This is a genomic window from Moorena bouillonii PNG, assembly GCF_001942495.1.
In the GTDB taxonomy this organism is placed as follows: Bacteria; Cyanobacteriota; Cyanobacteriia; order Cyanobacteriales; family Coleofasciculaceae; genus Moorena; species Moorena bouillonii.
The window spans coordinates 6347107-6364513 of record NZ_MKZS01000001.1 but is presented as its reverse complement, the minus strand read 5'-3'; the positions used below and the strand labels follow the sequence as shown (position 1 = coordinate 6364513).

Below are 17407 nucleotides of genomic sequence, written 5' to 3'. Positions count from 1 at the left end.
GAAGAAGTTGTACATGTATCAAACTTGAAGCAAAGCAGTTCTATTGGTGTTGGCTTGAACGGTTTAGCCGACTGGTCTTCACAGTTTCCATTTCTTAATGTTATGCATTGGTCGAGGGAATGGTATGACTGGGATCGGCGGACATCTGAAGGAATAGAGGTAGATCGTTATGGGTGGTTAAAGAGTGTGGAGTCAGGAGTGACTGCGGGCACTGTTTTTTTAACTAACATTGAAGAAATGCCTATTGTATATAACTCTTATGTAGTTAGGTGGAAGGGCAAAGGGCATCTTGACTATGGCGGGTGTGTCAAAGAAGTTAGTAAGGCGTATGGTGGTGACTTAATACAAGTAGGGCACGATAGTTGTTTTATTCGAGTTGTTGGGTTTGATAGTGAAGACCCACTTAGAGATATCACGATAGTTCCAGAAAAGCATATTCAGGCATTTGATCGTGGGGCAGTTTTCAATCCAGACTTTATAGAGCGGGTTAAAGTTTTCCGTGCTTTGCGATTTATGGATTGGATGGTTACCAATGGTTCGGAGCAACAGGAGTGGGAGAATAGACCTACCATAAACGATCGCAGCTTTGCAAAAAAAGGTGTTCCATTAGAGTATATGGTGTTGCTTGCAAATATTGTTGGAGCTGACCCCTGGTTCAATATGCCCCACAAGGCAAATTCAAACTATATTCACAATTTTGCGGTTATGGTGAAAGAGCGGCTGGATAATAAATTGACAGCCTATGTTGAACATTCCAATGAAGTGTGGAACTGGATATTTCCGCAGACTCATTTTGCGCTTTCAGAAAGTAAAAAACTCTGGGGAGCGGAGGGCGATGCTTACATGCAATGGCATGGTATGAGAACAGCCGGCATTTGCGACATATGGAAAAAAGAAGTATTCATTGATGACTCTCATAGAGTAAATTGTGTTCTGGGGGCGCAGGCATCATGGTTTGGCCTGGAAACGCCTGCTTTGGAGTGCCCTTTATGGAAGCAAAGGCAGAGTGCGTGTTACGAGCATGGTATAGATTCTATTGCCATAGCGGGTTATTTCACTGGCTGCATCAATAATTATGAAAATGACTCTGGCAACCGTGAAGTGGAGAAATGGCTTAAAGAGCCGGATGGGGGGATGCAAAAAGCGTATGAACAAGCGCTGGATAGCCGCCACTTTGAATGTGAATATAGTGCAAAAACAATGCAGGATGTATATGAGTATCACGCTGGGGTGGCCAAAAAATTAGGACTTCAGTTGGTTGCTTATGAAGGGGGGCAGCACATCACAGGAAACTTTCATGATACTCAAGATGATGAGAATTTCATTGGTTTACATATTCGCCTAAATCGTGATGAGCGAATGTATAACCTTTATCAGAGAAACTTCCAGAGCTGGAAGAAGGCTGGCGGAGGGTTGTTTATGCACTTTGTCGATGTCTCTATTCCTGGTAAGCATGGTAGTTGGGGGGCTCTTGAGTATATTACCCAACCCAGTTCGCCAAAGTGGAGAGCCCTGATGCATACCAACAAAAGACCTTGTTGGTGGAGAGGGTGTTCGGAATAAAGGTAGTGGAAATACTGCCAAGGCCTTTTATATGAGAAGCACAACAGAATTTGCAGTTGCCATTGTCAATTATCGAACACCAGAGATGACAATGAAGTGCCTTGAATCAATTGATTCAGATAGGCCACTCTTGCCTGGAATGTATGTGTATGTTGTAGATAACAATTCGGGCGATAACTCCTTTGAAGAAATAAAAGATTGTGTCCATAAAAGAGGCTGGAGCGACTGGGTCACTGTTGCCGCTATGCAGAGAAATGGTGGTTTTTCCTACGGTAATAATAGAGCCATCAAAATGGCGTATAGAGATCGCCCCCAACTGAAGTATGTGTACCTGTTAAATCCGGATACACTGATACTAGATAGCGGTCTATATCGCTTGGTGAGTTTTATGGATAAAAACCCTGAAGTGGGTATAGCTGGAACAGGGCTCATTTATCCGGATGGAGAGAAGCACCATATAGCCAGAAGGTTTCCAACAGTTTTGAGTGAGTTTGAGCAAGGAGCTAGGTTAGGTGTTGTCAGTCGATTTTTGAATAAACATAAAATCCACATGCCACAAAGTGATACGCCTCATGAGTGTGACTGGGTGTCTGGCGCGTCGATGATTATTAGGGATAAAGTGATTGATGCCATTGGGCTTTTGGATGAGCAGTACTTTTTATATTACGAAGAGGTTGACTATTGCTATCGAGCGAAAAAAAGTAATTTTCAAATATGGTATTACCCAAAATCGACGGTAGTACATATAGAGGGTGTTGCAACAGGCATCAATAAGCAAGGTAGACAAAAAAGTTACTGGTTCGAGTCAAGAAGGCGCTATTTAATCAAAACGTTAGGCGTTTGGGGGCTAGTTGCAGTAGATGTGTTTTGGGCTCTAGGTCGCATAGGTTTTTATCTTCGTAATATTATTCTTTATAAAACGAAGTACCGAAAAGAGAACGGAGAACCATCTCTCTTATTCTGGGATTTATTGGCAGGTGACTTTTTGTATCTTGTTTCCTTTAAGGCTTTTCGGAAAAAAGCTGAATTGAGGCGCTTATGAATGATGTAGGGGTGGTTGTTATAGGGCGAAATGAGGGGGCTCGATTAAGAGGTTGTTTTCAGTCAGTACGAAAATGTCATGACGGCCTGTTGATATATGTAGATTCTGGATCTTCAGATAATAGCGTTGAAATAGCAAGAGAGTTTTCGTCTGATATTATTCAACTGGATTCGTCACTTCCATTGTCTGCTGCTTTTGCCAGAAATTCAGGGTTTCAGAAAATTAAAGAGCATTATCCGAAAATAAGATATGTACAGTTTGTCGATGGTGATTGCGAAGTTCAGGATGGTTGGTTCAAGAAAGCGCGATCGACTTTTTCTAACGAGGAAAATAAAGATGTTGCGATTGTTCGTGGCTCTCTTCGAGAAAAGGATAAAGATTATTCCATATATAATCGCATATGGGATATTGAGTGGTGGGGTGACGCAGGCGAGATAAATAACTGCGGCGGTATTTTTATGGCCAAGGTTGAGTATTTTAGTCAGGTTGACGGTTTTAATAATTTGGTTATTGCTGGAGAAGAGCCTGAGTTGTGTTTTAGGCTTCAAATGGCAGGCAAACGAATTATTAGAGTGAGAGACGAAATGGCGGTTCATGATTCTTGTATGTCTTCTTTTTCACAGTGGTGGAAAAGGATGACAAGGTCAGGCTATGCTTTTGCTCAGGGAATGATGTTGCACATGAAAAGTCCAGGTGCTTTTTGTGTAAAGGAATCAATAAAAATATGGCTTTGGGGAATGTTGTTTCCAGTGCTTACTTTGCTGGCAGCCTATTTCGTCAGTTCTTGGTTCTTGGTTTTGCTTTTGATATACCCCATAAAAATATTAAAAATCTGTGTTGTAAGTTTTATGAACATATTAAATGTGGGGATTGACAGGGTTAGACTTTAGTTTAGCGCTACTGATAAATTTCACAACTCGACAATCGTAAATACCATCAGTAATAGAGTTTTGTCCATCAAACGAGAAGCAGGAGAATTAGACAAGGGAGTTTCAAGAAGACCCCCAGCCCCGTAAAATTGTTAGAGGAATCAGATAATCAAGGAATCAAGGCATGGTAGCGACGGAGGGGCGACCTACCCCCAAGAGGGAATCCCCAAGTTTAGACTTACTAACTTACTTAAAAGACCGAAAGGCTCTAATTGAGTCAGCTTTAGACCAGGCTCTGCCCCGAATGGAGCCCGACAAAATTTACGAGGCAATGCGTTATTCTCTTTTGGCTGGAGGTAAACGCTTGCGCCCGATTCTGTGCCTAGCTACCTGTGAGCTGATGGGTGGCACGGTGGAGATGGCAATGCCAACCTCCTGCGCTCTGGAAATGATCCATACCATGTCATTGATTCATGATGACCTACCAGCAATGGACAATGACGATTACCGTCGGGGTAAACTAACTAACCACAAAGTATTTGGTGAGGACATTGCCATTCTCGCAGGTGATGGTTTATTAGCTTATGCATTTGAATATGCGGCGGCTCAAACTAAAAATGTACCAGCTCCCCAAGTTTTGCAGGTAGTTGCTTGGTTGGGTAAAGCAGTCGGGGCATCCGGATTGGTTGGGGGTCAAGTGCTTGATCTCGAATCAGAAGGTAAATCGGATATTAAAGAAGAAACGCTCACCTTTATCCATACTCATAAAACTGGTGCTTTGTTAGAAGCCTGTGTAGTTTGTGGTGGAATATTGGCAGGGGCAACGACAGCTAACTTACAAAGGCTATCCAAATATGCCCAAAATATTGGTTTAGCATTTCAAATTGTCGATGACATCCTAGATATCACTGCTACCCAGGAGGAACTGGGTAAAACGGCAGGTAAGGATGTTAAAGCACAAAAGGCAACTTATCCTAGCCTCTGGGGGCTAGAGGCATCAAAAACCAAAGCCCAGGAGCTGGTGAATGAAGCAAAAGCTCAAATTGAATCCTTTGGGGAAAAGGCTCAACCCCTGATTGCGATCGCTGACTTTATTGTGAATCGCACTCATTAAGGTACTTGGTATTGGGGTAAGGCCAACGACAGTTAAAGGATGAAGTGTTTAATCCTAGCCTACAGGAACACCAAAAACAAACATACTTTACCCTTGATTATACCCTAGAAGGGACGCTATCGGGGGAACATACTTCATAATTCATACTTGATCCTTCATACTTCATCGTTTCCCCAATGCTGAGTTATCGATGACCAATGACCAATTTAAAATAAATAATTATGCAGGACTTTAGCGACATCCTAAACAACCAGGTGTTGCTGGTTGCGCTCATTGCTTGTCTGGTGGCTCAACTATTTAAGTTTGTGGTTGATCTAACCAAAAATCGCAAACTTAATCTTCGGATACTGGTGACTGCTGGTGGAATGCCTAGTTCTCACTCAGCATTAGTCACTGCCTTGGCATTTGGTGTAGGACAAACAGTAGGATGGGCTTCTCCAGAGTTTGCGATCGCTTTAGTGTTTGCGATCATAGTCATGTATGATGCTGCTGGTGTCCGGCAAGCTGCCGGTAAGCAAGCTCGAATTCTCAACCAAATTATCGATGAGTTGTTTAGCGAAGACAAAGAGTTGAAAGAAGACCGCCTTAAGGAATTATTAGGTCATACACCCTTTCAGGTGCTTGTTGGTTTGGTATTAGGTATCGCTATTTCTTGTATAGCAGCAACGGCTTATTGATCGTGTTAATTAGTAATTTTAATTAGTAATTTGCCATTACCTAGTTCAAACGGAACTAGTTAAAAGCGAACCACCTTACGTTTTAGTAGGGTAACTCGGCGACTATCAACAACCATTGCCCAAAAACCCTCTGCGCTCAGTCGCCTTAAGATTGAGTTAGCTTGGGTTTCACTAGTTGTGTGTACTGTCAGTAAGTAAGGTCGCTGAGCATAAGAAACCAAGCCAACATTGACGCCCAGTAGTTGCTCTAGTCGGGATGCCACTTCTGGTTGATTGAAGTAGTCCACCAGAACTGCATAACCATCACCCAATCCCTGAGGAGTATAACCTGGTATTGTAGTAGGCTGTATAGTATTAGGCTGGCTTGACGGTGGAGATTGAACTACAAAAGCTGAGTATCCCACTACCTGATCCAGATAGCGTGCCCAATCTTTAGCATCGTTAATCCCTCTGAAACCCCCAACCCGAGTTACTCTATCTTCCAAATATTGACAAAAATCAGTTTTTGCGCTACTTGGTAAAATTCGTTGAATTTGTTGGTGATTTTTCCTAATTCGGCTAAGCACTAACAAAATGTACTCACCGTTTTGTGGTGGTTGGCATTGAGGAGCTATTGGTTGAGCATAAACCGCATCAAAGACACTAGCTAAAGCAGCCAGTGCTATCGAGAAAATTTGTAAAATAAACTGTATTGTTTCCCTGGTCATAGATGATTAGATAGTAGAGATACTCTTAAACCGTCATTAATCGGGATAATCCAGTATGAAACGGTCAAGGTGCAATTTATTGTTGTCCAAGTGAGGAGTGGTCATGCAGTAATTGGAGTTGAACTTTCCACCCATCTGTCTGGACGTTCCTGGCATCTCGACCAGGAGTTGCTTGAAAGCCTGAGTTTTGCTATGTTTACAATCAATCCAACCAAGCTCAACTGCATCAAGCAGACTCAGTCCCATCCCTTCCGGAGACGAAACCTTAGAATAAGGCAGCCTTAATCATAAAGTTTTAAACCTTTTACCCATAGCCGACAAACCATAAAGGCTGCCTTATTCTGACGGTAACTTCTAACCAAGAAACGCGCGGTACGACGCAGCAATACTGCCTGAACCTCGGTCTTACTCATGTACCGAGTAATTTCCCTATCCGTACCTCTGTCAAGGATATTTTTGGCAGCATTATAGTCAGCCTGTAACACGACCCCATCAAATCCGGTAAAACTGTCCCCAGTCCTTTCCCCTAAAAGGGTTCCATTCCTGGAGTCAATTTGCGACGTGTAACTAGGCTGAACTTCTGTCACGACTGAACCAGTCCAATCAGCCCATTTTTGTAAGGAGTCCCGCATTTGACCCTTCATCCAACTATTAAGCTTGCGAGACATGGTTTTGGACTGACGTTTGTTCTTTATTGGTCGTGTTAAATCTGAGGCCGTAGGCCACGCTTCGCGAACAGCAAATACTTTTAATGATTCTCCCTTAAAAAGAGACTTTGATGCCGCTCCTATGACAGCCGTAATCTCTGATTGATTTTGCCTGTAGCGCTTGTTTTCTGTCTTTCTGGTTAGATTATTGCGGAGTATTCGAGCAGACTTAGCTGGGTCGATTTTTTCCAGTTTTCTATGAAGCGCCCAGAGTTTTCCCCTGTGGCGGTTTTTTGCACATATACGATGGCCAAAAGGCCACGCTACGCGAACGGACTTTCTGGTAGCTATTTTACCCAAGCCTTTCCCGTGCGCCTGCCCCTCTGAGTCATAGAAAGCCTCTGTGTATCCCTTGTCTACTCCTACAGAGCGACGTTCAGCGGGGATTTCTACAGTCCCATGGTCTACAAGGAAATGAATTTCAAACCTTGGCGATAGTTGATTGTAAATCAGTCTAATCTGCCCTTTTATTTTACGATTAGACCTGACAATTATTTTGTTTCTTTTTCCTCTTATTCGTCCTGCTACTTCTAGCTGATAAGTATTACGAGAGAGTCGCTTACAGCTATATCCTACTTGTTGATAGACTATTTGATTTTTAACCCAAGAGTGCCCTCTCTGAAATTCCTTCCTAACAAGTCTGTGAAGAAGTGGATTGTCCAGAAAAGCTAAGGTCTTAATCTGTTTGCAAAGTTCTTTTCTGGTCTTTTGGTTCTCAATCCCTGTAAACCTTCTATAGATTTTCTTTGTTACCGCATCGATACAGGCTGCTTGCTGAGCTGTAATAGCTTTCGCTACATCATTGATAGTCCAATCCATTAATTTAGCAGGCAGCCCCAGGGTATCGGGAGTCCTGAAGCTCTTTACTTCCGGGATGGCCTTTTTCCAGTCCAGTCCCCAATGGTTAATGCTTCCCAGTTTGTTGTAAGACTCAGCCCTAACGACGCCTAGCTTTCTCATCGTAGACAGCAATTCAAGTTCAACCGACTTGGTCATCCCTACCACAGGGACGATTTGAGTCGATATCCTTTTTGTTGCTCCTACTTTTCTTGGCATCGTCACAAAACTCGTGTATCCTATGTCTCAATTATACTCTAGCGCTAATGAAATGTCAATGTCCGAATTATGACTTTAAATCTCGTTTTATCCCGATTTTTTGGGACTTGATTGCGTGACTGGTGGCGTCATGCTGGTGCATTAGCAGGGAAATTAGCACAATGCAACATTCTTAAGAAATAGTTTATACAAAATTGTCTCTCTAGGGAAGATAGTATTAATTAACACATTCGATCAAGGTAGTTCAGTATACCGTTGTCACCCTCATCTGCGTATCTGTTAATCTCCCACGGCAGCAATGACCTACGTCCCCAGCGGGCTATGGAACAATTGGCTCAGTTGCTGCGAATTCGACTAGCCTCCTCTGAGCAAGCTAAGGCTACACAGACAATCTTACCGACAATCTCACCACAGGGCAGCAGTGGTGACGGTGATCTGTTAACCGCTAACGGTCTTTCTAGTCAACCTTTGGTAGGTACAGCCACTTTAGAACTAGCTGATATACCCCTACATGAGCAAATTGTCCGATTTGCTCAGCTCGCTAAAGGGGCTGGCTGTAAGGAATTGAAACTATTGCCCCTATTTCTATTGCGGGGAGTACATGTCATGGAGGATATTCCTTGGCAAGTATCTCTAGCGCAACATAACGTAGGTAGTGAAATTGTGATTCATCTACTGCCTCATTTGGGAGCTAATCCGGCTTTGGTGAGGCTGTTGACAAATCAATGGGCAAGGCTAGATGGCGATGCCAAGATTTTGTTGTCCCATGGAACGAGCCGCCCTGGGGGTCAAGAAGAAACGGGGGCTGTAGCTAACCAGTTGGGGGCTGTGGCGGCCTACTGGTCAGTACAGCCGTCCCTTTGGGAGCAGGTCTCTATACTAACAGAGTCTGGTGCAAAAAGGATTGCCATTTTGGCATATTTTCTGTTTGAGGGAGGAATTACCGATGCGATCGCACAAATGTTACTGGAGATACAGCAAAAGTTCCCTCAAGTACAGTTGAATCTCGGGAAACCGATTGGTGTGAGTGAGGGATTAGTGGATTTGATTATGGATGGGATTAGGCAGCAATGAACCACGAAGACATCAAGGACGCGAAGGTAGTGAGCAATCAATGTTTGGGTAAGGTATATTTGGTTGGGGCAGGTCCTGGAGACCCCGGATTGATGACTTTGAAGGGAAAGGGGTTATTAGAATTTGCAGATGTGGTAGTTTATGATGCCCTAGTCAGTCCGCAAGTGTTGAAGATGATTAATCCCCAGGCGGAACAGATTAATGCCGGAAAGCGCAGGGGTCGTCATTCGATGTTGCAGCAACAGACAACTGAGCTGTTGATTGAAAAGGCCCACTCTCATGCCGTGGTGGTACGGCTGAAAGGGGGAGACCCCTTTGTGTTTGGTCGTGGTGGTGAGGAAATGGGGGATTTGATCGCGGCAGGGGTGCCAGTGGAGGTGGTACCAGGGGTAACCTCCGGGATTGCAGCACCAGCCTATCTGGGTATTCCATTGACCCATCGGGATTATAGTTCTTCCGTTACCTTTGTCACAGGTCATGAGTCAGTGGGCAAGTATCGACCTCAGGTGAATTGGAATGCGATCGCAAATGGCTCAGAAACCATTGTGATTTATATGGGAGTTCATAATCTGCCTCGGATTGTCACCCAATTGTGTGAAGCAGGATTAAATCCCCAGACACCAGTAGTGCTGATTCGCTGGGGCACACGACCTGACTCCGAACAGTTGGTTGGAACCTTAGAGACCATTGTGGCTCAGGTTGAGGAAACACAGTTTTCTGCTCCTGCGATCGCAGTCATTGGTAATGTGGTCAAGTTGCAACAGCTTGAAGGGTTTTCACCGTTGAAAGTTGAAGGCGGTTGAAGGCGGTTGAAGGCGGTTGAAGGTTAACCGGTTGAAGGTTAACCGGTTGAAGGTTAAGGGGTTTAAAGTTAAGCGGTTGAAGCTTAGAACCTGTAACCTGTAACCTGTAACTGGCTACCTGTAACCTGTAACCTTCAACCTGTTAACCCTCAACCTGTAACTGGCTACCTGGAACCTTCAACCTTCAACCTTCAACCTTCAACCTTGTAACCTGTAACCTTCAACCTTCAACCTTCAACCTTGTAACCTGTAACCTTCAACCTTCAACCTTCAACCTGTAACTGGCTACCTGTAAGCTTAAAACTCTAACCGAAGATAGTATCTTTGATCGCAACTTAGTGTGAGAGCCTAATAAAGTTACGATCAATAGGCCAGTTTTAAACAAAATGGAAAACGATCATAAATCAACGGTCATTATTACAGGGGCCTCCTCGGGAGTTGGTTTGCAAGCCGCCAGAGCTCTTGCCCAAACCTGGGGATGGCATGTGGTGATGGCTTGTCGGAATCTGGATAAAGCTGAAAAAGCTGCCCAAGAGGTGGGAATACCAAAAGACAGCTATACAGCGCTATATATTGACTTAGCTAGCTTTGCTAGTGTCCGGCAGTTTGTGAATGCCTTCAGAGCAACCGGCAGATCCCTCGATGCCTTGGTGTGCAATGCTGCCATCTATCTGCCGTTATTAAAGGAACCGTTGCGAAATCCCGAGGGATATGAATTGAGCGTTGCTACCAATCACCTCGGTCATTTCCTCCTGTGTAATCTGATGCTAGAGGATTTGAAGAATTCATCCTCTTCCCAACCAAGGCTAGTGATTGTGGGAACTGTCACTGCTAATCCCAAGGAATTGGGAGGAAAGATTCCGATTCCAGCACCTCCAGACCTGGGAGACCTCAAGGGTTTTGAAGAAGGATTCAAACCCCCGATCTCAATGATTAATGGCAAAGCCTTTAAATCTGGCAAAGCTTACAAGGACAGCAAACTCTGTAACATGCTGACCATGCGAGAGCTTCACCACCGCTATCATGACTCTACCGGAATAGTTTTCAACTCCCTTTATCCAGGATGTGTTGCTGAAACCGCTCTATTCCGCAATCACTATTCTCTGTTCCAGAAACTATTCCCATTGTTCCAGAAAAACATTACTGGAGGCTATGTGTCCCAGGAATTAGCAGGGGATAGACTAGCAACAGTAGTTGCTGATCCTAACTATAATAAATCCGGTGTTTACTGGAGCTGGGGTAATCGACAAAAAGAAGGTCGTAAGTCCTTTATTCAAGAAGTTTCTAATGAAGCAATGGATGATTCTAAAGCTAAGCGCTTGTGGGAATTGAGCGAAAAGTTAGTTGGACTAGGGTGATAGTAAATTTAAGCATTCAGCTGTCAGCCGTCAGCCGTCAGCCTTGGGCTTTTCCCGAGACTTTAAATTCTGATTAATTTCGAACTATTAAATTCTACCTTTTGAGGTTTATGTTAAGCTGTTCGCGTAGCGTGAGCTTCAGCTCACGGCTGACAGCTGATAGCTGAATGCTTACGATGAAAGATATTAAACAACTACTTAATGCTATCCAGTCTAAAGACTTGGAAGAGAAAAAAAATTGGTATTCTTCTGTTGCAGAAGCCTACGACCAGGCTAGACCACGCTATCCTCAGCAACTGATTAACCGTGCCGTGGAGTTAGCCCAACTTCCTTCCGATGCCATTATTCTTGAAGTGGGATGCGGTCCGGGGATTGCTACGACAGCATTTGCTGACTTGGGCTTCTCTATAGTTGCTATTGAACCCAGCCAGGAATCTTGTCAGCTAGCGCGACATAACTGTAGCCAATATCCAGATGTAGAACTTATTAATAGTACCTTTGAAGAATGGCAGCTAGAAACTGGTAAATTCCATGCTGTGTTAGCCGCCACTTCTTTTCATTGGATTTCCCAAGAGATCCGGTATCAAAAAGCAGCTGATGCTCTAAAAGAGAATGGGTTTCTGATTTTGCTATGGAATACTCCCCCTCAACCGAACCATGAAGTTTGCCAACTGTTGAATCAGGTCTATCAAACTTACGCTCCCTCTCTGAAACCCTGTGAAGAGATAGAAACTCATCAACAGAACCTCAGCAAAATTGCAGAAACTGTTATTAATTCCGGGAAATTCCAAGACTTAGTATCGGAACAGTTGGTATGTAACGTTACCTATAGTATTGATAATTATCTAGCGCTTTTGAGTACTTTATCACCTTATATAGCTTTAGACCACCAGCAGCGAGAGTCTTTGTTTCAAGGGGTGAAGGAAATACTAGAGCTAGAAGTGGGTAATAGTCTCGAAACGTCTTATCTCTCTGTTCTTCAGATTGCTAAAAAAATCTAGTGGTAAGCTTTCAGCTATCAGTTATCAGCTATCAGCTATCAGCTATCAGCTATCAGTTTGACCCGGTGGTGCGTTACGGTACGGACTATCCTAACACTGGCTACCGAAAAAATGAGGGCTCGCCCGTCCCTAACGCACCCTACTACGCTGTGCGCCCTGGAATGTTGTTTATTTTGTGTGAATATAGCAAATGGCAAATATTGTTGTTTAATGCCATTAATGCTAGAGTGTTGAAAGGTTTCTTCGCTTACAAAGAATCGCAATGAGCAGCAGCCTGAATATCCAGCTCACCGATAAACTACGCCGCTATGTTGATATGCGGGCAAGCGATAATGATGTCTATGCAACCCCTAGCGAATACATCCGGGATTTGATTCGTCGGGATATGCAGGACTATTTGATTGTGTCCGACATTATCCAAGGGCTAGGGGAAATTAGGAATCAAGAATTTGTCCCGGAATCTATCCTCGATATTTGAGAAGAAGATAATCAGGATTGTGACTAGGAAAAACTATCTTCAAAAAAGCAGCACAGTTTATCGCCCTTAAGCATCAAAAAGTTGCGAAACGCCAGGAGCTGACAGGGGATAGCTCTCTGTGTTTATTTCCTGTTAGAGAACATTATATTGTCTATGAAGCCTTGGGAGAACAACGCATCGCCATCGCTGCTTTTATCCGTATGGGGAGGGATATTCCGACGCTACTGAGTAAACATGCCGTCACCTTAAAAGAGGAGCTTACCGAACTCCGAAAAAGTAGTTTGAACGAGAATTAATTACTTCTGGCGATAAAAAAAAAATTTTGCTCAAATACATGAACAGGAATTACCAGTACAGATGACTTAATCCAAGCTTTTGTATGGGTATTTTTTGAATTATAACTTCATCTCATAGATGATCATGTTTATCTTTGTCATCTACGACAAAAGATTGTAGCATAGACTAATCAGAATGTTGTTTGTTGGTGGCGTTTTCATCCCCATGTCTGAAGCCAGGGGCTTTCAACGCCACATTTTCGGAAATCATACCTGAGGAGTATCACTTGTGCAGTCACAATACAACCCCACCGAGATAGAGGAAAAATGGCAACAAATTTGGGAAGAGCAAGGCTTGTACCAAACCCCCACAGAAACTGACAAGCCGAAATTCTATGCTCTGTCCATGTTCCCCTATCCATCGGGTAACCTGCACATGGGTCATGTCCGTAACTATACAATTACTGATGTGATTGCCAGGAAAAGCCGGATGCAAGGCTATCGCGTACTTCACCCCATGGGTTGGGATGCCTTTGGATTACCGGCAGAAAATGCTGCGATCGCTCGCGGGATTCATCCGGCTAAGTGGACATACCAAAACATTTCCCAAATGCGATCGCAATTGAAGCGCCTCGGACTGTCCTATGACTGGGATTGTGAAGTAACCACTTGCTCGCCGGACTATTACAAATGGACTCAGTGGATTTTCTTACAGTTCTTCAACGCTGGACTGGCCTACCAGAAAGAAGCAGCAGTAAACTGGGACCCCGTCGATCAGACCGTGCTAGCCAATGAGCAAGTAGATAGTGAAGGACGTTCCTGGCGTTCTGGTGCCAAGGTCGAACGGAAACTGTTGCGTCAGTGGTTCCTTAAAATTACCGACTATGCCGAAGAATTGCTCAAGGACTTGGATACCTTAACCGGTTGGCCAGAACGGGTGAAGCTGATGCAGGCCAACTGGATTGGTAAATCTGTTGGTGCTTATCTAGAATTTCCCATTGTGGGCTTAGATGACAGCTCAGATCAGGGCTTAGATAACAAAATTGGTGTATTCACCACTCGTCCAGATACGGTTTATGGCGTTACCTATGTGGTGCTAGCACCGGAACATCCCTTGACCGCAAAAGTCACTACCCCTGACCAAAAGGCTGCAGTTGAAGCCTTCATTGAGGAAGTCAGTAACCAAAGTGAATTGGAACGGACAGCGGAGGATAAGCCCAAGCGAGGGATTCCCACTGGTGGTAAAGCAATTAATCCCTTCACTGGGGACGAAATCCCGATCTTGATTGCTGACTATGTGCTGTATGAGTATGGTACTGGTGCCGTGATGGGAGTACCAGCTCATGATGCCAGAGACTTTAAGTTTGCCAAAGAAAAGCAATTACCCATCAAAGTGGTGATTGTCCCAACCTCAGATGATGTCGAGACAGTTAATGACACTCCTCTAGAAGCGGCTTACACGGAACCGGGCATTGTCGTGAATTCTGACCAATTCAATGGCATGGATTCCGTCAAGGCCAAGACCGGAATTATTGACTATGCTGAACAACAGGGCTGGGGCAAAGCCCGAGTGCAGTATCGCCTCCGAGATTGGTTAATCTCTCGCCAGCGTTACTGGGGTGCCCCTATCCCTGTGATTCATTGTCCTAACTGCGGCACAGTGCCAGTGCCAGACCAAGACCTGCCAGTAGAGTTACCAGAAGATGTGGACTTTAGCGGACGTGGTCTTTCTCCCTTGGCTCAATTAGACAGTTGGGTGAATGTACCTTGTCCCAATTGCGGTACACCAGCTAAACGGGAAACCGATACTATGGATACCTTTATCGATTCCTCCTGGTATTTCTTACGTTATCCCGATGCCAAGAATGACTCCGCTGTGTTTGATTCCAACAAAACCAATGATTGGATGGGAGTGGATCAGTATGTAGGGGGCATCGAACATGCTATTTTGCACTTGCTCTACTCGCGATTCTTTACTAAGGTATTGCGCGATCGCGGTTTACTAAACATTGATGAACCGTTCCAACGTCTGTTAACTCAGGGGATGGTGCAGAATACGGCTTACAAAAATACCAAAACCGGTAAATATTTCGCTGTTGTAGATATCGATCCCAATGACCCTAAAGATCCAGAGACTGGGGAACCGTTGGCGGTATTCTATGAAAAAATGTCTAAGTCTAAATACAACGGTGTCGCACCAGAAGATGTAGTAGCTAAATACGGTACCGATACCGCTAGGATGTTTATCTTGTTTAAAGCACCACCAGAAAAAGATTTGGAATGGGATGATGCTGATGTAGAAGGGCAATTCCGTTTCCTTAATCGTGTCTGGCGTTTAGTATCGGATTTCGCCGTTAATGGTAGCACTAAACCTAGCCCGTCTAATGGTGATTTAACTAAACCGGAAAAAGACTTACGACGAGCAATTCATATCGCGATTAAAGAGGTAACTGAGGATTTAGAAGGGGAGTATCAATTTAATACGGCGGTTTCGGAATTGATGAAACTAAGTAACGGGATTACTGATGCTAAGTGTAAAGACTCCCCGGTCTATAAAGAAGGCATTGAAACCTTGATTACATTACTTGCTCCCTTTGCTCCCCATATTGCTGAAGAACTTTGGCATAGTCTGGGTCATAGCTCATCCATACACAATCAACCGTGGCTGGAGTATGATCCTGATGCTTTAGTGGCCGATGAAATTACCTTAGTTATTCAAATCAAAGGCAAAACTCGCGGCACTATTCAAGTTCCAGCTAACTCAGATAAGGCAGCTTTGGAAACCTATGCTCGGGAATCTGAGGTAGCACAGCGATATCTAGAGGGTAAGGAGATTAAGAAGGTAATTGTCGTACCTGGTAAATTGGTAAACTTTGTAGTGGTTTGATAGGAAAAAGCGATAGCGTAAGGGATAGGTAACGGAGCTATCAGCTCATGCAGTATGTCACAGGCTAGAAGCCTGTGCCACGCAGGGGATAGGTAATGGAGCTATTCCCTATTTCCTATTCCCTGTGCCCAGAGCTATATATTAGGTTAAGAAACAATTCATCAGGTTCATTTACCAACAGCTATGTCTGAACAAAATCCACAAGTCTGTCCTATCTGTGGTGTCAAGATCATACCAGGAGGGCAAGTAGAGGATAGAGTCATCTTTAAAGTCGGACCAGTAGGAACAAGAGCTATCCTTTACCAGCGCGTTTGTCAGTATGTTCAGAAACCAGGGTGCATTAATAAGAACCCATAGCAATTATCAATGGGGTAAGGTACTTTCCTGCCTGGTTTTAGGGAGCAGGGAGCAGGGAGCAGGGAGCAGGGAGCAGGGAAGTGGGAAGTGGGAAAAAATAATGAAGTAGTAGTAATTACCAGGTTTATGAGGTATACAGAAGTTTTCCTAACTCACCCCCGATCTGTGCCCGATGCAGCTACTCCCTACTCCCTACTCCCTACTCCCTAAAATCCTAGATTTTGTAGCTCACCCCATTGAGAATTGCTATAGTTGCTAATTCACTTTGGCAGTCCCTAATTTACCTAGGAAGTTGCGCACCAGTAAGGTTAGCATTATCAAGGTTAGCGTTAGTTAAATCAGCGTTAATGAAATTAGCGTTACTGAGGTTAGCGCCACTCAAATCAGCACCATTGAGGTTGGCATTCAGAAAGGTGGTGTTACTGAGATCAGCACCCCTAAAGGAACTACCACTTAGGTCAGCACTGATGAAATTTGCCCACACTACGCTAGCACCACTGAAGTCGGCACGACTCATGTTGGCCCCTGTGGCGTAGGCTGAATCTAAGTTGGCATTGCGGAAGGTTGCCCCTGTGCCATCAATAACTCTCATTGCTGCACTTTCGAGCATGGCATCAGAAAGGTTAGCGCCACTGAGATTGGCTCCCTGGAGGTTAGCATATCTCAGGTCTGCTTCCCTCAAATCAGCTCTGGCTAGGTCAGAATTTACCAGGTCACAGCTTCGACATTCCTTAGTTTGCAGGAGTTGTAGATACTGCTCGCGCTGTTGAGCATTGATAGGAGCGATTAACCCTAAGGAGGCTAGCAGTACACTAATTCCTAAGATTCTGAATTTCATAATTTCTGGCCAAATCTTGTTTTGCCTGTATTATGGCAGTGAAGTTCAAGAAATACCTATTATTTCTACCCAAAATTTTTAAACTATAGCGCTGTGCCCAAGGAATAGGGCACAGGGAATAGGGAACAGGGAATAGGGAACAGGAAATGATTTAGCCTGCAACACAAAGGTTTTAGCAATTCCGCTTAATATTGCTATAGCCCCTATTGACGCGATCGCAATGGGTACATCTCGTGACATACTCCCACACTGAATCCAAGATTACAGTGTGGGCTTCTTACCAACTCCACCCAACAGTATCGGCTTTCGCCGACGCTGCGCGAACGGATACACGGGTTACTTTATTAACGACACGGTCAGAAGTTACCGCTTAAAGAGTTGAGCCAAAATGGTTAGCAGGCTATGCATAAAAGAGGTGCGACCCGTGGCGAATTTAATTCGACGAAGAAGAGCGCACCTTTGGTTAAAACTTTATGATTAAGGCTCCACTATCCTAAGGTTTCGTCTCCGAGCCGGAACAATACAATAAGTTCTATTTTTAAGCACGTAGGTGGCGGTTAGCTCTTAATTTGTTTTCCCTACTATTTTTAGTATAACGTTT

The 17407-nt window shown here is 44.2% G+C and carries 18 protein-coding genes and 1 pseudogene; 15 read left to right on the top strand and 4 right to left on the bottom strand.

The window, feature by feature from the left end:
• The 5 genes from BJP37_RS25920 to BJP37_RS25900 form a co-directional block, all read left to right on the top strand.
• Positions 1 to 1563 (top strand): hypothetical protein (locus BJP37_RS25920; protein WP_075903145.1); only part of this gene is annotated, 1563 nt, incomplete at its 5' end.
• 31 nt (positions 1564 to 1594) lie between these two features.
• A complete protein-coding gene (locus tag BJP37_RS25915) occupies positions 1595 to 2605 on the top strand; it encodes a glycosyltransferase family 2 protein (RefSeq protein WP_075903143.1) in 1011 nt (336 codons plus the stop codon).
• Complete coding sequence (locus BJP37_RS25910) at positions 2602 to 3495, top strand: glycosyltransferase family 2 protein (protein WP_075903141.1); 894 nt, start codon at positions 2602 to 2604, stop codon at positions 3493 to 3495. Before BJP37_RS25915 ends, BJP37_RS25910 begins: the two co-directional genes overlap by 4 nt.
• A gap of 163 nt (positions 3496 to 3658) precedes the next feature.
• On the top strand, positions 3659 to 4588 hold the full coding sequence (crtE, locus tag BJP37_RS25905) for a geranylgeranyl diphosphate synthase CrtE (RefSeq protein ID WP_075903140.1): 930 nt from the start codon (positions 3659 to 3661) through the stop codon (positions 4586 to 4588).
• A gap of 221 nt (positions 4589 to 4809) precedes the next feature.
• On the top strand, positions 4810 to 5265 hold the full coding sequence (locus BJP37_RS25900; RefSeq protein WP_075903138.1) for a divergent PAP2 family protein: 456 nt from the start codon (positions 4810 to 4812) through the stop codon (positions 5263 to 5265).
• A gap of 59 nt (positions 5266 to 5324) precedes the next feature.
• Here BJP37_RS25900 and BJP37_RS25895 read toward each other — a convergent pair whose 3' ends face one another.
• Together BJP37_RS25895 and BJP37_RS25885 are read right to left on the bottom strand one after the other, a co-directional pair.
• Positions 5325 to 5972: a hypothetical protein gene (locus BJP37_RS25895; RefSeq protein ID WP_075903136.1), complete on the bottom strand. Its 648-nt coding sequence runs from the start codon at positions 5970 to 5972 to the stop codon at positions 5325 to 5327.
• A 138-nt stretch (positions 5973 to 6110) separates the two neighbouring features.
• Positions 6111 to 7735, bottom strand: a pseudogene (locus BJP37_RS25885) (zinc ribbon domain-containing protein); the annotation flags it as partial.
• Positions 7736 to 7990: 255 nt separating this feature from the next.
• On the opposite strand from BJP37_RS25885, the gene BJP37_RS25880 reads away from it, so the two are divergent.
• The 10 genes from BJP37_RS25880 to BJP37_RS43955 all read left to right on the top strand — a co-directional run bounded on the left by BJP37_RS25880 (position 7991) and on the right by BJP37_RS43955 (position 16178).
• Entirely contained in the window at positions 7991 to 8809 is an 819-nt protein-coding gene (locus BJP37_RS25880; protein ID WP_075903132.1) for a sirohydrochlorin chelatase, read from the top strand.
• Complete coding sequence (gene cobA, locus BJP37_RS25875; protein ID WP_075903130.1) at positions 8806 to 9612, top strand: uroporphyrinogen-III C-methyltransferase; 807 nt, start codon at positions 8806 to 8808, stop codon at positions 9610 to 9612. The genes BJP37_RS25880 and cobA overlap by 4 nt, the downstream gene beginning before the upstream one ends.
• A 386-nt stretch (positions 9613 to 9998) precedes the next feature.
• Positions 9999 to 10970, top strand: coding sequence for a protochlorophyllide reductase (locus tag BJP37_RS25870; protein WP_075903128.1), 972 nt, complete (start codon positions 9999 to 10001; stop codon positions 10968 to 10970).
• 176 nt (positions 10971 to 11146) lie between these two features.
• Positions 11147 to 11971, top strand: a complete 825-nt coding sequence (locus tag BJP37_RS25865) for a class I SAM-dependent methyltransferase (protein WP_075903126.1) — start codon at positions 11147 to 11149, stop codon at positions 11969 to 11971.
• The gene (locus BJP37_RS25860; RefSeq protein ID WP_075903124.1) at positions 11971 to 12237 is read left to right on the top strand and encodes a hypothetical protein; all 267 of its coding nucleotides are present in this window, start codon (positions 11971 to 11973) and stop codon (positions 12235 to 12237) included. Before BJP37_RS25865 ends, BJP37_RS25860 begins: the two co-directional genes overlap by 1 nt.
• Entirely contained in the window at positions 12234 to 12449 is a 216-nt protein-coding gene (locus BJP37_RS25855; protein WP_075903122.1) for a hypothetical protein, read from the top strand. Before BJP37_RS25860 ends, BJP37_RS25855 begins: the two co-directional genes overlap by 4 nt.
• A 161-nt stretch (positions 12450 to 12610) precedes the next feature.
• A complete protein-coding gene (locus tag BJP37_RS43960; protein ID WP_269087071.1) occupies positions 12611 to 12745 on the top strand; it encodes a hypothetical protein in 135 nt (44 codons plus the stop codon).
• A gap of 268 nt (positions 12746 to 13013) precedes the next feature.
• Positions 13014 to 15611 (top strand): leucine--tRNA ligase, encoded by a 2598-nt coding sequence (gene leuS / locus BJP37_RS25850; RefSeq protein ID WP_075903120.1) that lies wholly within the window; start codon positions 13014 to 13016, stop codon positions 15609 to 15611.
• 183 nt (positions 15612 to 15794) lie between these two features.
• On the top strand, positions 15795 to 15968 hold the full coding sequence (gene nblD, locus BJP37_RS41535; RefSeq protein ID WP_198954184.1) for an NblD family protein: 174 nt from the start codon (positions 15795 to 15797) through the stop codon (positions 15966 to 15968).
• An 87-nt stretch (positions 15969 to 16055) separates the two neighbouring features.
• Complete coding sequence (locus tag BJP37_RS43955; protein ID WP_269087070.1) at positions 16056 to 16178, top strand: hypothetical protein; 123 nt, start codon at positions 16056 to 16058, stop codon at positions 16176 to 16178.
• Between the two features lie 70 nt (positions 16179 to 16248).
• On the opposite strand, the gene BJP37_RS25845 is transcribed toward BJP37_RS43955, so the two are convergent.
• Both BJP37_RS25845 and BJP37_RS40090 read right to left on the bottom strand, forming a co-directional pair.
• A complete protein-coding gene (locus tag BJP37_RS25845; protein WP_075903118.1) occupies positions 16249 to 16806 on the bottom strand; it encodes a pentapeptide repeat-containing protein in 558 nt (185 codons plus the stop codon).
• Positions 16807 to 16884: 78 nt separating this feature from the next.
• A complete protein-coding gene (locus BJP37_RS40090) occupies positions 16885 to 17046 on the bottom strand; it encodes a hypothetical protein (protein WP_158069782.1) in 162 nt (53 codons plus the stop codon).
• Positions 17047 to 17407 lie beyond the last annotated feature (361 nt).

What these genes read in the sequence shown, in the direction of transcription:
- cobA (WP_075903130.1), top strand. Translation starts at nt 8,806, where the DNA reads ATGAACCACGAAGACATCAAGGACGCGAAGGTAGTGAGCAATCAATGT.
- BJP37_RS25865 (WP_075903126.1), top strand. Translation starts at nt 11,147, where the DNA reads ATGAAAGATATTAAACAACTACTTAATGCTATCCAGTCTAAAGACTTG.
- BJP37_RS25870 (WP_075903128.1), top strand. Translation starts at nt 9,999, where the DNA reads ATGGAAAACGATCATAAATCAACGGTCATTATTACAGGGGCCTCCTCG.
- BJP37_RS25845 (WP_075903118.1), bottom strand. Translation starts at nt 16,806, where the DNA reads ATGAAATTCAGAATCTTAGGAATTAGTGTACTGCTAGCCTCCTTAGGG.
- BJP37_RS25855 (WP_075903122.1), top strand. Translation starts at nt 12,234, where the DNA reads ATGAGCAGCAGCCTGAATATCCAGCTCACCGATAAACTACGCCGCTAT.
- BJP37_RS40090 (WP_158069782.1), bottom strand. Translation starts at nt 17,046, where the DNA reads ATGTCACGAGATGTACCCATTGCGATCGCGTCAATAGGGGCTATAGCA.
- nblD (WP_198954184.1), top strand. Translation starts at nt 15,795, where the DNA reads ATGTCTGAACAAAATCCACAAGTCTGTCCTATCTGTGGTGTCAAGATC.
- BJP37_RS25915 (WP_075903143.1), top strand. Translation starts at nt 1,595, where the DNA reads ATGAGAAGCACAACAGAATTTGCAGTTGCCATTGTCAATTATCGAACA.
- BJP37_RS25900 (WP_075903138.1), top strand. Translation starts at nt 4,810, where the DNA reads ATGCAGGACTTTAGCGACATCCTAAACAACCAGGTGTTGCTGGTTGCG.
- BJP37_RS25910 (WP_075903141.1), top strand. Translation starts at nt 2,602, where the DNA reads ATGAATGATGTAGGGGTGGTTGTTATAGGGCGAAATGAGGGGGCTCGA.
- BJP37_RS25895 (WP_075903136.1), bottom strand. Translation starts at nt 5,972, where the DNA reads ATGACCAGGGAAACAATACAGTTTATTTTACAAATTTTCTCGATAGCA.
- crtE (WP_075903140.1), top strand. Translation starts at nt 3,659, where the DNA reads ATGGTAGCGACGGAGGGGCGACCTACCCCCAAGAGGGAATCCCCAAGT.